This window comes from Isoptericola cucumis (assembly GCF_014635665.1).
GTDB lineage: Bacteria > Actinomycetota > Actinomycetes > Actinomycetales > Cellulomonadaceae > Isoptericola > Isoptericola cucumis.
In genome coordinates, this window is sequence record NZ_BMDG01000004.1 from 261,273 (window position 1) to 282,486 (window position 21,214).

At 76.4% G+C, this 21,214-nt stretch carries 18 protein-coding genes and 1 riboswitch; of the genes, 11 read left to right on the forward strand and 7 right to left on the reverse strand.

The window, feature by feature from the left end; translation table 11 throughout:
• Window positions 1–41 precede the first annotated feature (41 nt).
• Window positions 42–1,508, forward strand: a complete 1,467-nt coding sequence (locus tag IEW03_RS07435) for an MFS transporter (RefSeq protein WP_188523009.1) — start codon at window positions 42–44, stop codon at window positions 1,506–1,508.
• 42 nt (window positions 1,509–1,550) lie between these two features.
• Here the strand turns inward: IEW03_RS07435 and IEW03_RS07440 are convergent, their stop codons facing one another.
• Window positions 1,551–2,168 (reverse strand): class I SAM-dependent methyltransferase, encoded by a 618-nt coding sequence (locus IEW03_RS07440; protein WP_229737770.1) that lies wholly within the window; start codon window positions 2,166–2,168, stop codon window positions 1,551–1,553.
• A 120-nt stretch (window positions 2,169–2,288) separates the two neighbouring features.
• Between IEW03_RS07440 and IEW03_RS07445 the strand changes: the two genes are divergently transcribed.
• The 3 genes from IEW03_RS07445 to IEW03_RS07455 are packed head-to-tail and all read left to right on the forward strand — an operon-like array spanning window position 2,289 to window position 5,006.
• Window positions 2,289–3,974, forward strand: coding sequence for a hypothetical protein (locus tag IEW03_RS07445; protein WP_188523010.1), 1,686 nt, complete (start codon window positions 2,289–2,291; stop codon window positions 3,972–3,974).
• A gap of 5 nt (window positions 3,975–3,979) precedes the next feature.
• Window positions 3,980–4,312, forward strand: a complete 333-nt coding sequence (locus tag IEW03_RS07450; RefSeq protein ID WP_188523011.1) for a hypothetical protein — start codon at window positions 3,980–3,982, stop codon at window positions 4,310–4,312.
• A 4-nt stretch (window positions 4,313–4,316) separates the two neighbouring features.
• On the forward strand, window positions 4,317–5,006 hold the full coding sequence (locus IEW03_RS07455; protein WP_229737772.1) for a class I SAM-dependent methyltransferase: 690 nt from the start codon (window positions 4,317–4,319) through the stop codon (window positions 5,004–5,006).
• A 39-nt stretch (window positions 5,007–5,045) separates the two neighbouring features.
• Here IEW03_RS07455 and IEW03_RS07460 read toward each other — a convergent pair whose 3' ends face one another.
• Together IEW03_RS07460 and IEW03_RS07465 are read right to left on the reverse strand one after the other, a co-directional pair.
• The gene (locus tag IEW03_RS07460) at window positions 5,046–5,318 is read right to left on the reverse strand and encodes an acylphosphatase (RefSeq protein ID WP_188523013.1); all 273 of its coding nucleotides are present in this window, start codon (window positions 5,316–5,318) and stop codon (window positions 5,046–5,048) included.
• A gap of 9 nt (window positions 5,319–5,327) precedes the next feature.
• Window positions 5,328–5,987: a TetR/AcrR family transcriptional regulator gene (locus IEW03_RS07465; RefSeq protein ID WP_188523014.1), complete on the reverse strand. Its 660-nt coding sequence runs from the start codon at window positions 5,985–5,987 to the stop codon at window positions 5,328–5,330.
• 120 nt (window positions 5,988–6,107) lie between these two features.
• Between IEW03_RS07465 and IEW03_RS07470 the strand changes: the two genes are divergently transcribed.
• Window positions 6,108–7,370: an MFS transporter gene (locus IEW03_RS07470; RefSeq protein WP_188523015.1), complete on the forward strand. Its 1,263-nt coding sequence runs from the start codon at window positions 6,108–6,110 to the stop codon at window positions 7,368–7,370.
• A gap of 50 nt (window positions 7,371–7,420) precedes the next feature.
• A complete protein-coding gene (locus tag IEW03_RS07475) occupies window positions 7,421–9,700 on the forward strand; it encodes a glycoside hydrolase family 3 C-terminal domain-containing protein (RefSeq protein ID WP_188523016.1) in 2,280 nt (759 codons plus the stop codon).
• 4 nt (window positions 9,701–9,704) lie between these two features.
• On the opposite strand, the gene IEW03_RS07480 is transcribed toward IEW03_RS07475, so the two are convergent.
• The 4 genes from IEW03_RS07480 to IEW03_RS07495 all read right to left on the reverse strand — a co-directional run bounded on the left by IEW03_RS07480 (window position 9,705) and on the right by IEW03_RS07495 (window position 13,499).
• Window positions 9,705–11,129 carry a hypothetical protein gene (locus IEW03_RS07480; protein ID WP_188523017.1) on the reverse strand — a complete coding sequence of 475 codons (1,425 nt, stop codon included), beginning with the start codon at window positions 11,127–11,129 and terminating at the stop codon, window positions 9,705–9,707.
• A 205-nt stretch (window positions 11,130–11,334) separates the two neighbouring features.
• The gene (locus IEW03_RS07485) at window positions 11,335–12,003 is read right to left on the reverse strand and encodes a copper resistance CopC family protein (protein WP_188523018.1); all 669 of its coding nucleotides are present in this window, start codon (window positions 12,001–12,003) and stop codon (window positions 11,335–11,337) included.
• Window positions 12,000–12,749: a YcnI family copper-binding membrane protein gene (locus IEW03_RS07490; RefSeq protein WP_188523019.1), complete on the reverse strand. Its 750-nt coding sequence runs from the start codon at window positions 12,747–12,749 to the stop codon at window positions 12,000–12,002. Before IEW03_RS07490 ends, IEW03_RS07485 begins: the two co-directional genes overlap by 4 nt.
• A 117-nt stretch (window positions 12,750–12,866) precedes the next feature.
• Complete coding sequence (locus tag IEW03_RS07495; protein WP_188523020.1) at window positions 12,867–13,499, reverse strand: hypothetical protein; 633 nt, start codon at window positions 13,497–13,499, stop codon at window positions 12,867–12,869.
• 141 nt (window positions 13,500–13,640) lie between these two features.
• Window positions 13,641–13,766, forward strand: a riboswitch (TPP riboswitch).
• Between IEW03_RS07495 and thiM the strand changes: the two genes are divergently transcribed.
• From thiM to IEW03_RS07520, 5 genes are all read left to right on the forward strand, one after another.
• Window positions 13,757–14,776 carry a hydroxyethylthiazole kinase gene (gene thiM / locus IEW03_RS07500; RefSeq protein WP_188523021.1) on the forward strand — a complete coding sequence of 340 codons (1,020 nt, stop codon included), beginning with the start codon at window positions 13,757–13,759 and terminating at the stop codon, window positions 14,774–14,776. Its footprint overlaps the riboswitch before it by 10 nt.
• On the forward strand, window positions 14,773–15,498 hold the full coding sequence (gene thiE / locus IEW03_RS07505; RefSeq protein ID WP_188523022.1) for a thiamine phosphate synthase: 726 nt from the start codon (window positions 14,773–14,775) through the stop codon (window positions 15,496–15,498). The genes thiM and thiE overlap by 4 nt, the downstream gene beginning before the upstream one ends.
• Window positions 15,495–17,228, forward strand: coding sequence for a bifunctional hydroxymethylpyrimidine kinase/phosphomethylpyrimidine kinase (locus IEW03_RS07510; protein ID WP_188523023.1), 1,734 nt, complete (start codon window positions 15,495–15,497; stop codon window positions 17,226–17,228). The genes thiE and IEW03_RS07510 overlap by 4 nt, the downstream gene beginning before the upstream one ends.
• Window positions 17,229–17,301: 73 nt before the next feature.
• On the forward strand, window positions 17,302–19,362 hold the full coding sequence (locus IEW03_RS07515; RefSeq protein ID WP_229737773.1) for an ABC transporter ATP-binding protein: 2,061 nt from the start codon (window positions 17,302–17,304) through the stop codon (window positions 19,360–19,362).
• Window positions 19,359–21,197: an ABC transporter ATP-binding protein gene (locus IEW03_RS07520; RefSeq protein WP_188523024.1), complete on the forward strand. Its 1,839-nt coding sequence runs from the start codon at window positions 19,359–19,361 to the stop codon at window positions 21,195–21,197. The genes IEW03_RS07515 and IEW03_RS07520 overlap by 4 nt, the downstream gene beginning before the upstream one ends.
• Window positions 21,198–21,214: the final 17 nt, after the last annotated feature.

Here is a 21,214-nt window from a genome sequence, read left to right on the forward strand (position 1 = left end):
TCGGCGTGCCTGCATCTTGGAGCGGGCGTACAAACCGGAGGATGTCTTCGACGGGGAACGAGGCGACGACGCTGCGGACCATCACGACGGACATTCCCGCGCGCATGGACCGGCTCCCGTGGTCGCGCTGGCACTGGATGATCGTCATCGGCCTCGGGACGGTCTGGATCCTCGACGGGCTCGAGGTGACGATCGTCGGCAACCTGTCCGACGCTCTCAAGAGCGAGACGGGTCTCGGCCTGACCAGTGCGGACATCGGGCTCGCCGGCGCCGTCTACGTCACGGGCTCGTGCGTCGGTGCGCTGGTGTTCGGCCAGCTCACGGACCGGTTCGGTCGCAAGAGGCTGTTCATCCTCACGCTGCTCGTCTATCTCACGGGCACGGTGCTGACCGCGTTCTCGATGAACCCGCTCTACTACTTCGCGATGCGGTTCGTGACGGGGCTCGGCATCGGCGGCGAGTACGCGGCCGTGAACTCGGCGATCGACGAGCTCATCCCCGCCAGGTACCGCGGGCGGATCGCCATCACGATCAACGGCTCCTACTGGCTCGGCGCCGCGGGCGGCGCGCTGCTGACCATCCCGCTGCTCAACCCGGAGCTCATCCCCGCGTGGGTGGGCTGGCGGCTGTGCTTCGCGCTCGGCGCGGTGCTCGGTGTCGCCGTCCTCCTCGTACGGCGCAACGTCCCGGAGAGCCCTCGGTGGCTGTTCATCCACGGGCGCCAGGACGACAGCGAGCGGATCGTGTCCGACGTCGAGAGGCGCTTGGCCGACCAGGACGGCGTCGAGCTCGACGAACCCGAGGGCACCATCAGGGTGCGTCAGCGCCGCACGGTGAGCCTCGTCCGGGTCGCGCGCACCGTGTTCGCGGACTACCCGCGGCGCACCGTGCTGTGCCTCGCGCTGTTCATCGGTCAGGCCTTCTTGTACAACGCCTTCTTCTTCACCTTCGGGGACACGCTGCAGACCTTCCTGGGCGTCGGCCAGACCGGCGCGTACATCGCGCTGTTCGCCGTCAGCAACTTCCTCGGGGCCCTCGCGCTGGGGCCGCTGTTCGACAAGGTCGGGCGGGTGCGCATGATCTCCGGGACGTACATCGTCTCCGGGGTGCTGCTCGCCGTCGCCGGCGTGGTGATCGGCGGGCTCACGGCGTGGACGCTCACCCTCTTCGGCATGGTGATCTTCTTCGTCGCCTCCGCCGGCGCGAGCTCGGCCTACCTCACCGCGAGCGAGGTCTTCCCGCTCGAGACGCGCGCCCTGTGCATCGCGTTCTTCTACGCGATCGGCACGGCCGTCGGCGGCATCACTGGGCCGCTGCTGTTCGGGCGGCTCATCGAGTCGGCGAGCGCCGAGCAGGACATCACCGGGATCGCGGTCGGCTACTACATCGGGGCGGCGCTCATGATCGGAGGGGGAGTCGTGGCGATGTTCCTCGGCGTCGGAGCGGAACGGCGGTCGCTCGAGGACGTCGCCACGCCGCTCTCCGCCCAGGATGTCGACGACGGTTGAGGCGACGGTCGAGGCGGCGGACGGCGGCGGGAATGCCGACCCTCAGGCGAGGCGCAGCCGGTACCACCGCGGCGACGTCCGGTTCATCGGCCAGCCGAGCCCCGCGGTGTCGGCGGCGCGGACGTCGTCCAGCGTCCAGCCCGTGAAGGCGGACTCCACCTCGGCCTGCGAGACGCCGCCGATGCGCGAGCGCAGGCGGGTCGGCCCGAACGCGAGCATGAGGACGGTGGCTCCAGGGGCGGCCAGGGCCGTCACGCTCCGTGCCTCGCCGCCCCGTGCCCGCGCGTCGAACCCCTGGAAGCAACCGATGTCGAGGAAGAAGTCCACGGAGCCCGGCTCGGGCGCCCCGGCCACCGAGGCGAGGTCGGTGACAAGGTCGGTCACGTCGCCCACCAGGTACGTGACGCCCGGTCCGGCCCGGCGCCGGGCCGCCTCGATCGCCTTCGGCACGACGTCGACGCCCACGGCCCGCCAGCCCCTGCGGGCGAGCTCCGGGGTGAACTGGCCGCGGCCGCAGCCCAGGTCGAGCGCCGTGCCCAGCGGGCGGGTCCGGTCGGACTCCTCGCGGTCGAGCACGGCGGCGATGCTCGGCGCCGCCGCCTTCGCGTACCCCTCCCAGGGCGTGACACCGAAGCGGTACATGCGGGCGTAGTCCGGCATCCCTGGCCTCCTCGGCCGTCGTGGCGGTGCGGTACGAGCCACCGTAGCCGAGCGCCGCCGCCGGTACAGTGACGCCGCTCGACGACGAGCACCCGACCACGAGGGGAACGACGAGGGACCGTGCACCGACCGAAGGCCCGCCGGCGTCCGCCCGGCTCCCGCCGCCCGACCCCCACGCTCGCGCTCGCCCTGGGCGGCGTCCTCGGCGCCGGCCTCGCCGTGCCCGCGACGGCACCTGTCGCGGTCGCGGACGACGGCCTCGACGAGAGCACGCACAGCCGTTACGAGCTGCGGGCGGAGGCGGGCGAGGTCACCGCCGACGTCACGACGACCATCCGCAACACGACGCCGCCCGCGGGCAGCTACCTCTACTACTACGACTCCTACGGCATCGCCGTCCCCGCGGGCGCGACCGACGTGCAGGCGACCAGCGCCGGCGCGGCGCTCGCCGTCGAGCTGCGGGCGACGGACGACCCGAGCACCGCTCTCGCGGTGGCCTCGTTCCCTGCCCTGCACTACGGCAGCTCGCGCACCGTCGAGTGGAGCTTCGTCGTCCCGGGGGAGCCGGTGCGCTCGCCGGACGCCACCCGGGTCGGCCCCGGGTACGCCACCTTCGCGGTCCAGGCCGCGGGCGATCCCGGCGAGGTGTCGGTCGAGGTCGAGCTCCCGGCCGACATGACGTTCGACGCCACCTCCGACGCCTTCGCCGCGGAGCCCGGCGGCAGGACGACCACGTACCGCGCCACCCGCGGCACCGGCGACCAGGGCATCTGGGCGGTGGTCTCCGCGCGGGACCCGGGGCAGGCCGACGAGCGCACGGTCGAGGTGGACGGCGACACCCTCACGGTGCAGGGCTTCCCCGGCGACGAGCGGTGGTTGCGGTTCGCCTCCCGCCAGCTGCGCCAGGGGCTCCCCGCGCTGGAGGAGCTGGTGGGCCAGCCGTGGCCCGGCGGCCTGAAGACGATCCGGGAGGACGTGTCCCCGCAGGCAACCGGGTACGCCTGGTTCGACACGGGCGCCGACGAGATCGTCGTGCCCGAGGACCTCGACGCCGCGCTCCTCTTCCACGAGCTCTCGCACGCCTGGTACAACCCCGACGAGATCGGCGGCCGGTGGTTGTACGAAGGGCTGGCGGAGGTGGTCGCGCGGCGCGTCGCGGCGGACGTGGACGCGCGGTCGGGACCGCCGCGCGAGACCCCGGACAGGGGTGCCGACGTGGCCCTGCCGCTCACCGCCTGGTCGGAGGGGGAGGACTCGGCCCAGGTCGAGAGCTACGCGTACGCGGCGTCGTACACCGCCGTCCGGCGCCTGCTGCGCGACCTCGACGACGAGGCCGTCGCGGAGGTGCTGGCCGCCGCGTACGCGGGCGAGAGCGCCTACGAGCCGCCGGGGGACACCAGCCACCACCGGGGGCGCACCCAGTGGCAGCGGTTCCTCGACCTGGTCGAGGTCCGCGGCGGGGTCACCGGCGGCGCGAAGGTCTACCGGCAGTGGGTCGTCGACGGCGAGCAGCGGGCCGAGCTCGGCGCACGCCGGTCGGCGCGCGCCGCGTACGTCGCGCTCGACGAGGCGGACGGCGGCTGGCAGCCGCCCCGCGGGCTGCGCGGCGCGATGACCGGCTGGGAGTTCGCGGACGCGAAGGACGTGCGGGCCGCCCTGGGCGACGCCCCCGGCCTGGCGGGCCAGGTACAGGCGGCGGCGCGCGAGGCCGGGCTGCCCGACCCGCCGCGGTCCGAGCCGCGTACCAGGACGCCCGCACGGCGCAGGAGTACGCGGACCTGGCGGGCACCCTGCCGCGGGCCCTGACGGCGGTGACCGAGGTCGGGGCCGCGACGCACGCCGCCACCGCGGACCGGGACGTCGTGTCGGCGCTGGGTGCCGCCGTCCTCGGCCTGGACGCCTCGACGCGGGAGGCGCGGGCGGCGCTCGACGCGGGCGAGCTCGACGAGGCGACGTCGTTGGCGGACGGCGTGCAGCAGCGGGCCGGCTGGGCCACGGTCGCGGGAGCCGGACTCGTGCTGCTGGCCCTCGGCCTGCTCGGCGGCACGGCCGCGGCCGTGCGTCGGCGGCGCGGTCGTCGCACCGACCGGCTCGGTCGCGACGGCCCGGCCCGGGGGATGCCCGACCACGATGTGCGACTCTGAGCGCGTGACCGACGACACACCCGACGCTCCCGACGCGACTCCCGACGCGACTCCCGACGGGCGCGCGGGGCGGCTGCGCCGGCGCTGGGACCGGGAGGCGTCGGGTTACGACCGTGCCTTCGCCGCGGCGGAGGGGCGGATGTTCCCCGACGTGCGCCGTCGCCTGTGCGCCCTGGCGCGCGGCGACGTGCTCGAGGTCGCCGTCGGGACCGGCCTGAACCTGCCGCACTACCCGCCGGCCGTCACGGGCGGGCACCTGGTGGGCGTCGAGTGGAGCCCCGGCATGCTCGACGTCGCCCGGCAGCGGGCCGACGGGCTGGGCGTCGACGTCGACCTGCGCCTCGGTGACGCGCAGCGCCTGGACCTGCCGGACTCGTCCGTCGACACCGCGGTGTGCACGTTCTCGATGTGCGCGATCGCCGACGAACGTGCGGCGCTCGCGGAGATGGTGCGCGTGCTGCGCCCGGGCGGCAGGCTGCTGCTCGCCGACCACGTGACGTCGACCTTCTGGCCGCTGCGCGCGCTGCAGGCGGTCGCCGACCTGGTGAGCGTGCCGTGGGCGGGGGAGCACTTCGGGCGCCGCCCGATGCGCTGGGTCGCCGCCCGGGCGGACGCGGGCGAGCTCGTCGTCGAGCAGCACGAGCGCACCCGCGCGGGGGTCATCGAGTGGGTCGCGGCGGCAGTCCCGGCCTGAGCCGGACCGTCGTCACGGCGCGCCGCCGGTGGCGGGCGGTCAGCCCCGGACGTCGAACCCCGCGCCGCCGCGGGGCGGGATCTCCTGCACGGCCACGTCCGCGACGGCGGCGCCGGGAGGTCCCGTCCGCAGCAGCGCCAGCATCGCGTCGACGTCGGACCGGTCGCCCTCGACCTCGGCCTCGACGCTGCCGTCGGGCAGGTTGCGCACGAAGCCGGTCACGCCGTGCCGCGCGGCCCCCTGCGCGGTGGTCCAGCGAAAGCCGACGCCCTGGACGCGCCCCGTGACGACGGCCCGCACCCTGATGCCCATCCGGCCAGGCTAGTCCTGGCCCGGCGTCGGCCGGGAGCGCGTCGGGGGCTCCGGCTCGAGGCCCAGCAGCCCGGCGAGCGTCTCGAGCGGTGCGGACAGGTCGCGCGCCGGGTCGACGAGCCACTGCAGCTGCGCGCCGTCGGCGACGGCGATCACGAGGTCGGCGAGGGCGTCGGGGTCGGCGCCGGACGGCAGCAGGCCGGCGTCGCGGCGGGCGCGCAGCAGCGGGACGGCGGCCGCACGGAGCCGGTCGTACCGGGCGGCGAGGGCGTCGTGCGCCGGATGGCTCGTGTCGCGGGCGGCGGCGGTGAGGGTGACGAACAGCTCGACGAGGCCCGGCCGCTCGGCGTTGCGGCGCACGGTGGCCAGCAGCTCGTGCCACCCGTCGTCCGGGCCGAGGTCGGCGGGGGAGGCGGCGGGAGCACGGGAGTCGTCGGGGGAGGCGGGTTCGAGGGCGGTGTCGTCGTCGCGGGCGAGGATCACCTGCGTGAGCAGGTCCTCCCGGGAGTCGAAGTAGTGCATGACGCCGGCGACGGACAGCTCGCAGCGTTCCGCGACCTCCCGCAGCGTCGTGCCGCGATAGCCCTCGCGGGCGAAGACGTCGAGGGCCGTGCGCAGGATCTCGGCACGCTTCTCGACGCCCTTGGCGTACCTGCCCCGGCCACTCATGCGCCGCATGCTACCGGGGCGTCGTCAGGCCCTTGGCGCAGAAACCGAATGCCGTTAGGCTTTCGTCGCCGTGACGACGCCGTCGGGCTCTCACCGAGGAGAAGGCATGCCAGGTACGCCATGACGTCCACCGCACCCACCGCCGGCGACGCCCCCGCCCGGCCGCCGTTGACGCCGGCCCTGCGCCGCGTCCTGGTCACCCTCCTGCCCGCGAACCTGTCCGTCTTCTGCGTGTGGGGCGCGACCACCGGCGTGATGCTCCAGGCCCAGGTCGAGGCGATCGACCCCGCGTCGAAGGAGTCGGGCTACGCCCTCGTCGCCGGGCTCGGCGCGGCCGTCGCGCTCGTGGCCCAGCCCGTGGCCGGCATCGTGTCCGACCGCACCCGCTCCCGGTTCGGGCGCCGCGCGCCGTGGATGGTCGCGGGCGCCCTCGTCGGCGCCCTGATGCTGGTCGGCCTGGGCAGCGCGAGCACCGTGCTGCAGCTCGCCCTGGCGTGGTGCGGGGTGCAGCTCGCGCTGAACGTCGTGCAGGGCCCCCTGTCCGCGGTGCTGCCCGACCGGGTGCCCGCCTCGCGACGCGGCGTGTTCTCCTCGGCGATGGGCCTCGGGGTGCTCGTCGGGATGATCGGCGGGCAGGTCGTGGGCGCCGCCCTCGTGCCGCACTTCCTGCGCGGCTACGCCGTCCTCGGCGGCCTCGTGGTGGTCGCGGTCGTCGCCTTCGTGCTGGTCAACCCGGAGCCGTCGAGCGTCGGAGCCCCCCGGCCGCCGTTCCGCGCCGCCGACCTGCTGCGGACCTTCTGGGTGAACCCCGTGGCGCACCCCGACTTCGCGTGGGCCTTCACCGGCCGGTTCCTGCTGAACACCGGCATGACGCTCACCACCACCTACAGCTACTTCCTGCTCCAGGACTACGTCGGCCTCGACCGGGGCGAGGCGCTCGCGACCGTCCCCGTCGTCGCCGGGGTCGGCGCCGTCGGGTCGATCCTCACGACCCCGTTCGCCGGCCCGCTGTCGGACCGGGTGGGCCGCCGTCGCCCCTTCGTCTTCGCGGCCGCGGCCGTCGTCGCGCTCGGGCTCGCGATCCCGCTCGCGTGGCCGACCGTGCCCGGCATCGTCGCCTACGCGTTCGTCGCCGGCCTCGGGTCCGGCATGTTCCAGGCCGTCGACACGGCGCTCATCACGCAGGTGCTGCCGTCCGCCGACGACTACGGCAAGGACCTGGGGGTCGTGAACGTCGCCGCCACGGCGCCGCAGGCGATCGCGCCCGCCCTCGCGGGCCTGGTCGTGCTGCAGCTCGGCGGCTACGGGGCGCTGTTCCCCGTCGCGATCGCCCTCGTGCTGCTCGGCGGCCTCAGCGTGTGGCGCATCCGCTCCGTGCCCTGACGCGCGACCCGACCACCGACCACCGACACCGACCACCGAGAGGGACCGCCATGACCCCGAGCACCGCCTCCGCCCCAGTCCCGTCCCGCCGTGCCGCCGACGCCGTCGCGCGGCTCGACACGGCGCAGAAGGCCGCCCTGACCACGGGCGCGTCGTTCTGGCACACGGCCGACCTGCCCGCCGCCGGGCTGCCGTCGGTCATGGTGACGGACGGGCCCCACGGCCTGCGCAAGCAGGTCGAGGGCGGCGACCACCTCGGCCTGCTCGACGGCGTGGCGGCCACGTGCTTCCCGCCCGCCGTCACCCTCGCCTCGACGTGGGACGCGGCACTGGTGCAGCGCGTGGGCGACGCGATCGGGGCCGAGGCGCTCGCGGAGCAGGTCGCCGTGGTGCTCGGCCCGGGCGTCAACATCAAGCGCTCGGTGCGCTGCGGGCGCAACTTCGAGTACTTCTCCGAGGACCCGTTCCTCGCCGGCCGGCTGGGCGCGGCCTGGGTGCGGGGGGTGCAGGCGCGCGGTGTCGGCGCGTCGCTCAAGCACTTCGCCGCCAACAACCAGGAGACCGACAGGCTGCGGATCAGCGCCGAGGTCGACGAGCGCACGCTCCACGAGATCTACCTGCGGGCCTTCCGGCACGTCGTCACCACCGAGCAGCCGTGGACCGTCATGTGCGCGTACAACGCGCTCAACGGCGTCTTCGCCGCGGAGAACCGCTGGCTCCTGACCGAGGTGCTGCGCGAGGAGTGGGGCTTCCAAGGCCTCGTCGTCTCGGACTGGGGCGCGGTGCACGACCGGGCGGCGGCGCTCGCGGCCGGCCTCGACCTCGAGATGCCGGGCACCGGCGGCCGGACGGCCGCCGAGGTGGTGGCCGCCGTCGCCGCCGGCTCCCTGGCCGAGGGCGACCTCGACCTCGCCGCGCAGCGCGTCGCCGACGTCGTGCTGCGCGCCGGAGACACCGCGCGCGCGACCGCGGCCGCGCGCCCCGACCTCGACGCCCTGCACGAGACGCACCACGAGCTCGCCCGCGAGGCGGCCGCCGCCGGCGTCGTCCTGCTGACGAACGACGGCGTGCTGCCGCTCACCGCCGGGCAGGGCCGGGTCGCGGTGGTCGGGGAGCTCGCCCGCACGCCGCGCTACCAGGGGGCCGGCAGCTCGCAGATCACGCCCACCCGGCTGGACGACGCGCTCACCGCGCTCACGGGCCGGCTCGGGGCCGACGCCGTGCGGTTCGCCCCCGGCTACCGGCTCGACGGCGACGCCGACGACGCGCTGGACGACGACGCCCTCGCCGCGGCCGAGGGTGCGGACGTGGTCGTCGTCTTCTGCGGGCTGCCGCCGCAGGACGAGTCCGAGGGCTACGACCGCGAGCACATCGAGCTGCCGGACGTCCAGACCGCCCTCCTCGAGCGGCTCCTGGCCGTGCACGACCGGGTCGTCGTGGTGCTCTCCCACGGGTCGGTGGTGCGCGTGTCCGGCTGGGCCGGCCGGGCGGCGGCCGTCGTCGAGGGCTGGCTCGGGGGCCAGGGCGGCGGCGAGGGCACGGCGCGCGTGCTGCTGGGCGAGGTGAACCCGTCCGGGCGCCTGGCCGAGACCGTCCCCGTGCGGCTCGAGGACACCCCGGACTACCTCGACTTCCCCGGGGAGCAGCGCACCGTGCGCTACGGCGAGGGGGTGTTCGTGGGGTACCGCTGGTACGACGGGCGCGACCTGCCGGTCGCGTTCCCGTTCGGGCACGGCCTGTCGTACACGACGTTCGGCTACGCGGACGCGACCGCGCGGCTGGTGGGCGACGTCGTGCGCGTCGAGGTCGACGTCACGAACGAGGGCGACCGCGACGGCCGCGAGACCGTGCAGGTCTACGCGGGTCTGCCCGGCTCGTCCGTGCGCCGGCCCGTGCGGGAGCTGTGCGGCTTCGCCCAGGTCGACGTGCCGGCCGGCGCGACCGTGCGCGCCCGGGTCGACGTGCCCCTCGACGAGCTGCGGTACTGGTCGGTGGGCGCCCGTGGCTGGCGCCTGGAGGGCGGCACCTACCGGTTCGCGGTCGGCGCGTCCTCGCGCGACCGGCGGGCCGCGCTCGACGTGTCCGTGGCGGGCGACGGCCCCGTCTTCCCGCTCACCGTCGACTCGACCGTAGGGGAGTGGCTGGCCGACCCGGTGGTCGGGACGATGGCCCGCGAGCGGGCCGTCGCGTTCGGCCTGGACCCGGACAGCCCCGCCTTCGAGATGGCGAAGCAGATGCCGATGCGCGGCGTGGTCGGCTTCGCACCCGGGCTGGTCGACCTGGCGGAGCTGGAGGAGGCGGCCGCCGCGGCCCGCGCCGCGACGGCGTGAGGGGCTAGAAGTCGCCGAAGTCGCCCAGGTCGCCGAGGTCGTCGAGGATGCCGCCGAGCACCATGCCGCCCAGCACCGCGCCGAAGACGTCGGAGCCGGAGCCGCGCCGCCCGTACCCGCCGCGGCCGCCCTGGGGGCCGTTCCAGCCGCCGTCCCAGCGCTGGCCGTGCCCGCCGCGGGCGATGTCCCGGTGCGCGAGCGTTGCCGCCTCCGCCGCGAGGGCGGCGGCCCGACGGGCGGCCGCGACCGCCCGCTCGGGGTCGTCGTCGGCCCGCGCGGCGGTGAGCTCCCGCTCGGCCTCGGCGAGGCGCGTGCGGGCGTCCGGGCCGGCTGGCGCGCGGTAGTCGTCGATGACGCCGCGCGCGGACGCGACCTGGCGCTCGGCGTCGTCCAGCGCGGGCGCGAGCTGCGCCTTCATGCGCCGCTGGCGCGCGTCGTGCTGCACGCGGTCCGCGACGGCGTCGTCGAGCGCGGTGTTCGCCTGCCGCACCCGCGACAGCGAGGCGACGGGGTCGGCCGGCTCGCCCGGGCCGGGCAGCGCGGCGAGGGAGTCCTCGAGGGCGGCGATCGCGGTGTCGACGCGACCCTCGCGCTGCGGGGCGGGGAGGGCGCGCGCCTCGGCGAGCTCGGTGCGGGACTCGGCGACCATCGCCCCCAGCGCGGACTCGGCGCGCAGGGCCTCGGACTCGAAGTCGGCGACGGCGGCGAGGAGCCCCTCGGCCCGGCGGACGGAGTCCTGGGCGGCGCGCGCCGCGGCGGACGCCTCGCCCGCCTGCTGGGCGGCGAGCCGGCGGCGCGCGGCGGCGGTGCTGCGGGTGGCGAACTCGAGCAGCCGCTCGGCCTGCTCGGGGTTGTCCGCGACGGGGCGCAGCGCGTTCTCGCTGTAGGCCTGCCGCAGGCGTGCGACGTCGTCGTGCGCGCCCGCCACGCCCTTGCGCACCCGCTCGACCTCGCTGTCGACGCCGTCGACGACGTCCGGGGTCGCGCGCACGGCCGAGCGTCGCTCCCGCAGACCGGCGTCGAGCTCGTCGAGGAACCCGTCGGCCGAGCGGCAAAGGTCGGCGATGCGGGCGAACCACTCGCGACGCTGCGCCTCGGTGTCCGGCACGTGGTCGTGCAGCAGCTGGTGCAGGTGGAACGCCTCGCCGAGCCGCTCGCGGGCCCGCCGGTGCAGCGGGGCCAGGTCGGCGGTGTCGCGCTCCCCGAGCTCGGCGACGGCGAAGGACAGCTCGTCCTCGGCGAGCCGGGCGCGCTCGTCGGCGCGCACGAGCGCCGATCCCGCTACCGTGCCGAGCTGTTCGAGCTCCGCCTCTGCCGCGCGTTCGCGCTCCTTGCGGCGCCGGCGCAGCCGCGCCGCCACCACGGCGACCACGACCACCGCCGCGATCACCACGCCCGTCACGATCCCGACGACCTGCCCCGCGTCCATGGACCGCATCGTACGGCCCGCGGCGCTCCCTCCACGACGTGGTGCGCCCGAGCGGCGCGGCCGGCAGGAGTGCCGTCGGTCCTGAGCGGCGACCGGTCCGGAGCCGGCCGAGGCGCCGTCAGGCCCGGGCGCGCGGCGGGTGTGCCGGGCGCCCGGGCCTGACGGTGGGTCGTGGACCGTCCGCGGACGGTCCGCTCGGGGCGGGTCAGCCGCGCCGGCGGCTCACCCGCAGCGCGACCAGCACCCCGGCCCCGGCGAGCACGACGACCCCGCCGGCGATCCCGAGGGCGACCGGCAGGTCGCTCGAACCGGCGCCGGCGGCGTCCGCTCCGGCCGCCTCCGGCTGGTCGTCGCCGGCGGCCTGCTCACCCTCGCCCGCGCCGCACCCGGCCTGGGCGTCGCTCGCGCCGGGCTCCGCCGACGCGTCCTGCGGGGCCGCGCCGTCGGCGGGCGCGTAGGTGAAGGAGAACTCGCCGCTGGTCGGGTGGCCGTCGGCGGAGACGATCCGCCACGCGACGGTGTACTCGCCGGGGTCGTCGAGCGACACCGGCACCGAGACGGTGCGGTCCGCCATCGTGGGGCAGCCCGTGGCGTGCTCCCGGCCGTCCTCGCCGGTGACCTGCACGACCGTGCTCGACCCGTCGGCCCCGAGCTCGAGGACGACGTCGTCGAAGGTCACGGACACCTCGGACGGCGCCTCGGCCACGGTGGATCCCGTGCCGGGCGTGGTGTCCACGACGACGTTGTGGGCCGAGGCGGGGGCGGCGAGCGTCGCCGCGGCGACGGCGCCCAGGACGGCGGTCAGCCCTGCCGTCAGCCCCGCCGTCAGCCCTGTCCTCGCGCCTGCCGTCCGTCCGGTGCGCGTGCCCCTCATCGGTCCGCCCGCCGCATGCGCGACAGCGCGACGACGCCGGTGACGGCGCCGACGAGGCCGAGGCCCAGGCCCACCGCCCCGAGGGTGAGCGCGACGCCCGAGCCGTCGTCGCCGGACGAGGCGGCCCCTGCGGTGTCCGCGGAGGCCTGGCTCTCGGCGGCGGCGTCCCCGGAGGGTTCCCCGGTGACGGGCAGCAGCGGAGCGGGGTGCTCGGGCTCGGTGCCGTCGGCGGCGGCAGGCTCGTCCCAGGCGACGACCTCGCCGTCCGAGTAGGTCTGCGTCGCGGGAAGGAGGAGCTCGTCGACGCCCTCCGGGACGGGCCCGGCAGAGATCGTGAACCGCTGGAACTGTCCGGCGCGGACGCCGGCGCCCTCGTCCGCGGTCCACACGACGCGCGTCGGCGCCTCGGTGACCTCGGTGCCGTGCACCTCGACGGGCTCGGGCAGGTCGGCGCTCGTGACCTCGGCCGTCCAGCCGGGCACGGGCTCCACCGAGACGCTGGTGAAGGGGGTGTCGGCGGGCAGATCGACCTCGACCTTGGTGGTGGCGGCGTCGGCCGACTCGTTGGGGACCTTGAAGGTCAGGGTGGTGTAGCCGCCTGCGACGGCACCGTCGGCGCCGTCGGGCGTGACGGTGACGTGGGCGGACGCGGCGCCTGCGGACAGGACGGCGGCCGCGAGCGTGAGGCCGCCGACGGCGCCGGCGCGCGCGAGGGCGCGGCCGCGGGAGTGCTGGTGCGTGGGCATGACGAAGTCTCCTGAGGTTCTGGTGTCGCTCGTGCAGAGGGTCGCGGACAGGCCCGAGGGCACCGGCGACCGTGCAGGACGCTGCAGAAGGCTGCGGGACGCTGCGGACGCCGGGAGTCAGGCCGGGACGACGCCGCGCGGCGGTCCGCGCAGCCGCAGCCCGGAGCGTCCGACCCAGGAGCGCGGGACCCGGCCGGCGGCCCGCGCGGGCACGCGCGGGCGCCGGTCGCGCGCCAGGCCGGCCGGAGGCCCGGCGACGAGCAGCGCGACGGCGCCGAGCCACACGAGCACCCACGCGGCGGCCCGGTCGCCCGCCGTGAGCAGCAGCGCCGCGGCGACGACCGCCACGGCGTGCGCGGCGAGCATGAGCGAATCGGTGCCCGGGTCGCCGGAGTGGTGCAGGTGGGCGGCCTCGGGCGGCGGGGCGAGCGACCCGGGTGCGAGGGCGTGCCCCGCGTGGGCGCCGGTCGCCGGCGTCGACGACGCGGGCGCGGCCGGCGCGGCCGTCATGACCGACAGCGCGGTGTGGGCCACCACCTGCAGGAGGGCCATCGCGGGCAGCAGCCGCGGCAGCGTGAGGCGGCGGCGTGCCGTCCACACGACGACCGGGAGCATGAGCGCGACGGTCACGACCCAGCCCGCCGCCGACGTCGGCAGCGCGCCGCCGGCGAACAGGTGCGCCGCCGCGGCGATGCCCAGCGTCGTGCTCACGACGAGCAGCTCGCGCACGCGACGGACGACCTCAGGCACCCGCACACCCTATCCGGCGGGCGCGGGGCGCACGCCCGGCGCGACGGTCCGGCGAGCGGCCGTCGGCCCGACGTGGCGGGGGTCACGTCCGTCCTGCGGGACGGCCGCAGACCGGCGCCCGCCGAGGGCGTTACGGTGGCGCTGAACGACACGGGGTGCGCCCCGACGCCGTGGGACCGCCGGTCGCCGCGACGCCGAGGCGCTGAGATCACACCCGTCGAACCTGATCTAGCTCGTACTAGCGAAGGGATGTCGGCATGAGCGTGCACCCGCACGGCGACGACACCGCACCGACCGAACCGTCCACCGAACCGTCCACCGAGCCGTCCACCGAGCCGTCCACCGAGCCGTCCACCGAGCCGTCCACCGAGCCGTCCACCGAGCCGTCCACCGCGACGTTCCGCGACCCGGCCGCGACCGCGGCGGACCTGCTGGGTGACCTGCGGGCCCGCGAGCCGCTGGTGCAGGTCGTCACCAACGCGGTCGTCACGAACGTCACCGCGAACGTGCTCCTCGCGCTGGGAGCCTCCCCGGCGATGTGCGACGTGCCCGGCGAGGCGGGCGGCTTCGCCCGCGTCGCCGACGGCCTGCTCGTCAACCTCGGCACCCCGCACGCCGAGCAGCGCACCGCCGCGCTCGAGGCGGCACAGGCCGCCGACGAGGCCGGCACCCCGTGGGTGCTGGACCCGGTCGCGGTCGGCTCCCTGCCCGTGCGCACCGAGCTGGCCCGGCGCCTGCTGACCCGTCGGCCCACGGTCGTGCGGGGGAACGCGAGTGAGGTCCTCGCCCTCGCCGGCGACGGGGCGGGCGGCCGCGGCGTCGACACCACCGACGCCCCCGAGGACGCGCTGCCCGCCGCCCTGCGGCTGGCGGCCGGCGGCGCGGCCGTCGCCGTCAGCGGCGCGGTGGACCTGCTGGTGGATCGCGGCCCGGGCGGCGGTGCCACCGGCGGCGCGTGCGTCGTGCGCGTGCACACCGGGCACCGCTGGCTCACCCGCATGACCGGCGGCGGCTGCGCGCTCGGCGCCGTCATGGCGGCGTTCGCGGGTGTCGCCCGCCGCACCGGCCGCACGCCCGCCGACGCGGCGCTCGCGGCGACCGTCGTCTACACCCTCGCCGCCGAGCGCGCGGCCGAGCGCGCGGACGGGCCCGGCAGCTTCGCCGTCGCGCTCCTGGATCACCTGGACCGGCTGCAGCCCGCGGACGTGCGCCGCGACGCGCGCGTCAGCGTCGGCACCGAGGACGCGGACCGGCGTGCCGTGGAGGTGGCCCGATGAGCGCCGCGACCGGGACCACCCCGGACGCCGTGGTGGCGGCGAGCGCTCCCGACCTGCGGTCCCGGCTGGCGACGTACCTCGTCACCGACACCGCCCAGTGCGGGGACCGCGGGGTGGTGGACGTCGTGACGGCGGCGCTCGCGGGCGGCGTCACGACGGTCCAGGTGCGGGACAAGACGGCCTCCGGGCGGGACCTGCTGGCCCTGACCCGGGCGGTGGCGCACGCCGCGGCCGGCCGGGCGACCGTGCTGGTGGACGACCGCGTCGACGTGTTCCTCGCCGCGCGCGCCACGGGGGCTCCCGTGCACGGGGTGCACGTCGGCCAGCGCGACCTGCCGGCCGAGGTCGTGCGGCAGCTGGTGGGCGCGACGAACCCGGACGGCAGCCGGGCCGTGGTGGGGCTGTCGGCGAGCACGCTCGACGAGGTGTCCGCCGTGCACGACCTGCCCGCGGGGACGGTCGACTACCTCGGGGTGGGAGCCGTTCGACCGACGGCGACCAAGCCCGACCATCCGGCGCCCCTGGGCGTCGACGGGTTCGCCGCCGTGGCGCGCGCGACGTCGCTGCCGTGCGTGGCCATCGGCGGCATCGCGGTCGACCTCGTGGGGCCGCTACGTCGCGCGGGTGCGGCGGGCGCGGCGGTCGTCTCGGCGGTCTGCGCCGCGCCCGACCCGGCGGCGGCCGCCGCGGCGCTGGCCGCCGCGTGGGAGGGGGCCCGATGAGCGCGGGGACCACGAGCGCCGTCCCGGCCGGGGCCGCCACGACCGGGGCCGCCACGACCGGCGCCGTCGCCACCGGCCCCGACGGCTCCGCGCGAGCCGTCGCCGGCCCGGCGGGTCGCGCCGTCCCGCGGGTGCTCGCCGTCGCGGGCTCGGACCCGTCGGGCGGCGCGGGGATCCAGGCGGACCTGAAGGCGGTCGCCGCGGCGGACGGCTACGGGATGACGGCGATCACGGCCCTGACCGTGCAGAACACCCGCGGGGTGCGCGACGTGCACGTGCCGCCCGCGTCCTTCCTCGCGGCCCAGCTCGACGCCGTCACCGACGACGTGGCGCTCGACGCGGTGAAGATCGGCATGCTGGGCGCGCCCGAGGTGGCGGAGGTGGTCGGCGCGTGGCTGGACTCGCTGCCGCGGGGCGCCACGGCCGAGCGGCCGGCGGTCGTGCTCGACCCGGTGATGGTCGCGACCAGCGGCCACCGGCTGCTGAACCCCGGCGGCGAGCGGGCCGTGGCCGACCTGCTGCGCCGGGCCGACGTCGTCACGCCGAACCTGCCGGAGCTGGCGGTGCTCCTGGACGAGCCGGTCGCCCGCGACTGGGCGGGGGCGCTCGAGCAGGCGGCGCGGCTGGCGCGGCGGCACGGCGTGCTGGTCGTCGCCAAGGGCGGGCACCTGGACGGCGAGGTCGCCCCCGACGCGCTCGTCGGCCCGGACGGGCTCCTGGCGCAGGTGGACGGGCCCCGGGTGGCGTCGAGCGCCACCCACGGCACCGGGTGCTCGCTGTCCAGCGGGCTCGCCGTGCGCTACGCCCGGTCGCGCGACTGGGTGGCGGCGCTGCGCGAGACCAAGCAGTGGCTGACGCGCGCCATCCGCGCCGGGGAGGCGCTCGAGGTGGGCGGCGGGCACGGGCCGGTCGACCACCTGGCCGACGTGCGGACGGTGGTGGCCGGCTCGCGGGCCGCCACGCTGCCGGGGCGGCTCCCGGGGGACGTCGCGCGACGGTTCGCCGGCCACGACGGTTCCCCGGGCACCGTCCCGGGCACGGCTGCGGAGGACGGTGCGGCGCTGGTCGGCCGCTGGTGGGACGAGGCGGCGGGGCTGCGCGCGCAGATCGACGCGCTGCCGTTCGTGCGTGCGCTGGCGGACGGCACGCTGCCGGAGCACGCGTTCCGGTACTACCTCCAGCAGGACGCGCTGTACCTGCGCGAGTACGCGCGGGCCCTGGCGCGGGCCGCGGAGCTCGCGCCCACCCGCGCCGAGCAGGCGTTCTGGGCGGGCGGCGCGCACGGCGCGCTGGTCACCGAGCTCGACCTGCACACCTCGTGGCTGGGTGGGGAGCCAGGTGGAGAGGCGCGCGGGGAGCCGGGCGGGGAGCTGCCGGACGTGCCGGCCAGCCCGACGACGCGGGCCTACCTCGACCACCTGCGGGCGGCCGGGTCGGACTACGCGACGCTCGTGGCCGCGGTCCTGCCGTGCTACTGGATCTACCAGGACGTGGGGGAGCGGCTCGCGGCCGGCAACCACGACGCGCACCCGTACCGCGCGTGGCTGGGCACGTACGCCGACGACGAGTTCGCGGCGGCGACCCGGCAGGCGGTCGCGGTCCTGGAGCGCGTGGCCGCGGACGCGACCGGCGAGCAGCGGCACCGCATGGCCGAGGCGTTCGCCCGCGCCTGCCGGCACGAGGTGGCGTTCTTCGACCAGGCGCACGCCTGGGGGCCGGCTCCCGCCTGACGAGGCGCCCCGGCCCGGGCCGAGGCGCGTGTCCCGGGCAAGCGTGTCGGTGGTCGGTGGGAAGATGGATGTGATGCCCGACACCACCCGCAGCCCGAGACCGTCCTCGGCTGACCCGTCCGACAGTCCCGACCAGAAGAAGCGGACCCGGCCCCGGCGCGCCTCCTCGGAGAGCGCTCGCCGGGGAGCGTCCCCGCAGGGGGCGCCGCCCGGGGCCGCCGCGGTCCCGCCGCCCGTGGGCTCGCAGCTGTCCACGTGGGCGTCGGTCCGCCGGCTGTACCCGTACGTGCGCCCGGCGGTGCCGCGCCTGGTCGGCGGCCTCCTCTCGGCCCTCGGCGCCAGCCTCGCGGCCCTGGCGATCCCGCGGGTCCTGCAGACGCTGGTCGAGGGGCCGCTCGCCGAGGGCGCCGCCGCGCACGACCTGGGCGCGCTCGTGGTGCCCGTCGTCCTGGTGCTGGTCCTCGGCGTCGCGGAGGCGGGCTTCGTGCTGCTGCGCCGCAACCTGGTGATGTACCCCGGCACGCGCATCGAGGCCGTGATGCGCATGGCGCTGTTCCGGCACCTGCAGGACCTGCCCGCCGCGTTCCACGACAGGTGGCCGGGCGGGCAGCTGCTGAGCCGCATCATGGGCGACCTCGGCCTGCTGCGCCGCTGGCTGATCTTCGGGCTGCTGCAGCTCGTCGTGAGCGCGGTGACGATCGTGGTGGGCGTCGGGATCCTGCTCGCCACGGCCGGGTGGCTCGGCCTGGTCTACCTCGCCGGCGCGATCCCGGTGACGGTCATCGCGTTCCGGTTCTCGCGCCGCTACCGGGTCATCGCCCGGCTGTCGCAGGACCAGTCCGGCGACCTCGCGACGACGGTGGAGGAGTCGGTGCACGGCATCCGCGTCCTCAAGGCGTTCGGCCGCGGGCGGGACGCCCTGGAGTCGTTCACCGGCCAGGCGGAGGAGCTGCGCCGCACCGAGATCCGCAAGGCGGGCAACCAGGCGACGGTGACCACCTCCCTGCAGCTCATCCCCGAGGTCACGCTGGCGGTCTGCCTCGTGCTGGGCTCCGTCCTGGCGGCCCGCGGCCAGATCTCCCTCGGCGACCTGGTGGCGTTCTTCCTCACGGCCGCCGTGATCAACGGCCCGGTCGTGGACCTCGGCATGACCCTGTCGATGACGCTCAACGCCCGCACGGCCGTCGACCGCTTCTTCCAGGTGATGGAGACGGCCAACCCACTCGCCGACCCGGCGGACCCGGTGGAGCCGGGGCCGGTGCGGGGGCACGTGGAGCTGCGCGACGTGACGTACCGCTACGACGACGCGTCCCCGCCGGTGCTGGACGGGCTCGACCTGGAGCTGCCCGAGGGGACCACCACGGCGCTCGTGGGGCTCACGGGGTCGGGCAAGTCCACGCTGGCGATGCTGGTGCCGCGCATCGCCGACGTGACGTCCGGGGCGGTGCTGCTCGACGGCGTGGACGTGCGGCGCCTGCGCCGCACCGACGCGCGCCGGCCCGTCGCGGTCGCGTTCGAGGACCCGACGCTCTTCTCGGCCTCCGTGCGCGACAACGTCCTGCTCGGCGTGCAGGAGTCCGGCCCGGACGCCGTCGACGAGCAGGAGCGCGAACGGCGCCTGCACGAGGCGCTCGAGGTCGCCCAGGCCGGGTTCGTCGCCGACCTCCCGGACGGGGTCGACACCCGCATCGGCGAGGAAGGGCTGTCCCTGTCCGGGGGGCAGCGGCAGCGGCTCGCGCTCGCGCGCGCCATCGCTGCCCGCCCCGCCGTCCTCGTGCTCGACGACCCGCTGTCGGCGCTCGACGTCACCACCGAGGAGGCCGTGACCGCGCGGCTGCACGAGGTGCTCGCGGGCACCACGACCCTCGTCATCGCCCACCGCCCCTCGACCGTGGCGCTCGCCGACCGTGTCGCCGTCCTGCAGGACGGCCGGATCACCGCCGTCGGGACGCACGCGCACCTGCTGGCGACCGACGCGCACTACCGGTACGTGATCTCCAACCTCGAGCAGGACTGGGAGCACTACCCCGACCACGCCGCCGCGCCCGACGACGCGGCTCCCGACCGGACGGCTCCCGACCGGACGGCTCCCGACCGGACGGCTCCCGACCCGAGAAGCGAGGACGCCCGATGAGCGGCGCGACGCACAGCCCCCGGCCCGCGCGCCGGCCGACCGACGCGACCGCCGACGACGCCACCCGCCTCGACAGCGCGACGTCGAAGAGCGTCCGGTCCCGGTCGCTCCGCCTCCTCGGCGACCTGCTGCGGCCCCGCGCCCGCTCGCTGGCCTGGGCCGGCGTGCTCGTCGTGCTCGCCACGCTCGGGCAGGTCGCCGGCCCGTGGCTGGTCTCGCTCGCCATCGACGACGCGGTCCCCGCGCTGATGGACGGCGACGCGTCCACGCTCGCGCTCGTCGGCTCCGCGTACCTGGTGGCCGCGGTCGCCGGCGGGCTCTGCGCGGGGGCGTACGTGCGGGCCGCGGCCCGCATCGCCCAGAGCGTGCTGCTCGACCTGCGCCGCCGCGTGTTCCGCCACACGCAGCTGCTGAGCCTGGAGTTCCACGAGTCGTACACGTCGGGCCGCATCATCAGCCGCCAGACCTCGGACCTCGAGGCGCTGCGCGAGCTGCTCGACGGCGGCCTGACCGGCGTCGTGTCGTCGCTGATGCTGATGATCTTCACCGGCCTGACGCTGTTCCTGATGGACTGGCGCTCGGGGCTCGTGCTGGCCGCGGCCCTGGTCCCGGCCTGGCTGCTGACCCGGTGGTTCCAGAAGCACTCGCAGGTGTTCTACCGCGAGCAGCGCACCACGTCCGCGCGGCTCATCGTGAAGTTCGTCGAGACGATGACGGGCATGCGGGCGGTGCAGGCGTTCCGCCGCGAGCCGACCACCGAGGCCGAGTACGACCGGCTCGGCGAGGAGTACCGCGACGCCAACCTGCGGATCTTCAGCGTGAACGGCCGCTACCAGCCGGGCCTCGTGCTCATCGGCAACGTGGCGGTCGCCGCGGCGCTCGCGGTCGGCGGCTGGCGCGTCTACTCCGGCGCCCTCGACGTCGGCGTGCTCGTCGCGGCGCTGCTGTACGTGAAGCGGTTCTTCCAGCCGATCCAGCAGCTCGGCATGTTCTACAACTCGCTGCAGTCGGCGGTGGCGGCCCTCGAGAAGGTGTCGGGGCTGCTCGCGGAGGAGCCGACCGTCGTCGAGCCGCGACGCCCCACGCCGCTGCCGCAGGCCCGCGGGGCGCTGCACCTGGCGGACGTGACGTTCCGGTACGGCGACGGCCCGGTCATCCTGCCGGACCTCGACCTGGCGATCCCGGCCGGGCAGACGGTGGCGCTGGTCGGCACCACGGGTGCGGGCAAGTCCACGGTCGCGAAGCTCGTCACCCGCTTCTACGACGCGACGCAGGGGCGCGTGCTGCTCGACGGGGTGGACGTGCGCGACCTGTCCACCACCGACCTGCGGCGCGCGGTGGTGATGGTGACCCAGGAGGCGTACCTGTTCAGCGGGTCGGTGCGGGAGAACATCGCGCTCGGCCGCCCGGGCGCGCCGCAGGAGGACATCGAAGCAGCCGCCCGCGCGGTCGGCGCGCACGACTTCATCATGGCGATGCCGGACGGCTACGACACGGAGGTGAACAAGCGCGGCGGTCGGGTCTCGGCCGGCCAGCGGCAGCTGCTGTCGTTCGCGCGGGCGTTCCTCGCGGACCCGGCGGTGCTGGTGCTCGACGAGGCCACGTCGTCCCTCGACCTGCCGGGCGAGCGCCTGGTGCAGCGGGGCCTGCAGACGCTCCTGGCGGACCGCACGGCGATCATCATCGCCCACCGGCTGTCGACGGTCGACATCGCCGACCGGGTCCTCGTGATGGAGCACGGGCGCGTGATCGAGGACGGGGCGCCCGCCGATCTCGCGGCCGGCGACGGCCGGTACGCGGCGCTGTACGCCGCGTGGCGGGACTCGCTGGTCTGACCCGCGACGTCGTCCCC

Bases quoted from the DNA above. Each gene is read 5' to 3' on its own strand.
- IEW03_RS07515 (WP_229737773.1), top strand. From the start codon at position 17,302: ATGCCCGACACCACCCGCAGCCCGAGACCGTCCTCGGCTGACCCGTCC.
- IEW03_RS07460 (WP_188523013.1), bottom strand. From the start codon at position 5,318: ATGGGCATCAGGGTGCGGGCCGTCGTCACGGGGCGCGTCCAGGGCGTC.
- IEW03_RS07470 (WP_188523015.1), top strand. From the start codon at position 6,108: ATGACGTCCACCGCACCCACCGCCGGCGACGCCCCCGCCCGGCCGCCG.
- thiM (WP_188523021.1), top strand. From the start codon at position 13,757: ATGAGCGTGCACCCGCACGGCGACGACACCGCACCGACCGAACCGTCC.
- IEW03_RS07520 (WP_188523024.1), top strand. From the start codon at position 19,359: ATGAGCGGCGCGACGCACAGCCCCCGGCCCGCGCGCCGGCCGACCGAC.
- IEW03_RS07465 (WP_188523014.1), bottom strand. From the start codon at position 5,987: ATGAGTGGCCGGGGCAGGTACGCCAAGGGCGTCGAGAAGCGTGCCGAG.
- IEW03_RS07440 (WP_229737770.1), bottom strand. From the start codon at position 2,168: ATGCCGGACTACGCCCGCATGTACCGCTTCGGTGTCACGCCCTGGGAG.
- IEW03_RS07435 (WP_188523009.1), top strand. From the start codon at position 42: ATGTCTTCGACGGGGAACGAGGCGACGACGCTGCGGACCATCACGACG.
- IEW03_RS07475 (WP_188523016.1), top strand. From the start codon at position 7,421: ATGACCCCGAGCACCGCCTCCGCCCCAGTCCCGTCCCGCCGTGCCGCC.
- IEW03_RS07485 (WP_188523018.1), bottom strand. From the start codon at position 12,003: ATGAGGGGCACGCGCACCGGACGGACGGCAGGCGCGAGGACAGGGCTG.
- IEW03_RS07510 (WP_188523023.1), top strand. From the start codon at position 15,495: ATGAGCGCGGGGACCACGAGCGCCGTCCCGGCCGGGGCCGCCACGACC.
- thiE (WP_188523022.1), top strand. From the start codon at position 14,773: ATGAGCGCCGCGACCGGGACCACCCCGGACGCCGTGGTGGCGGCGAGC.
- IEW03_RS07490 (WP_188523019.1), bottom strand. From the start codon at position 12,749: ATGCCCACGCACCAGCACTCCCGCGGCCGCGCCCTCGCGCGCGCCGGC.
- IEW03_RS07480 (WP_188523017.1), bottom strand. From the start codon at position 11,129: ATGGACGCGGGGCAGGTCGTCGGGATCGTGACGGGCGTGGTGATCGCG.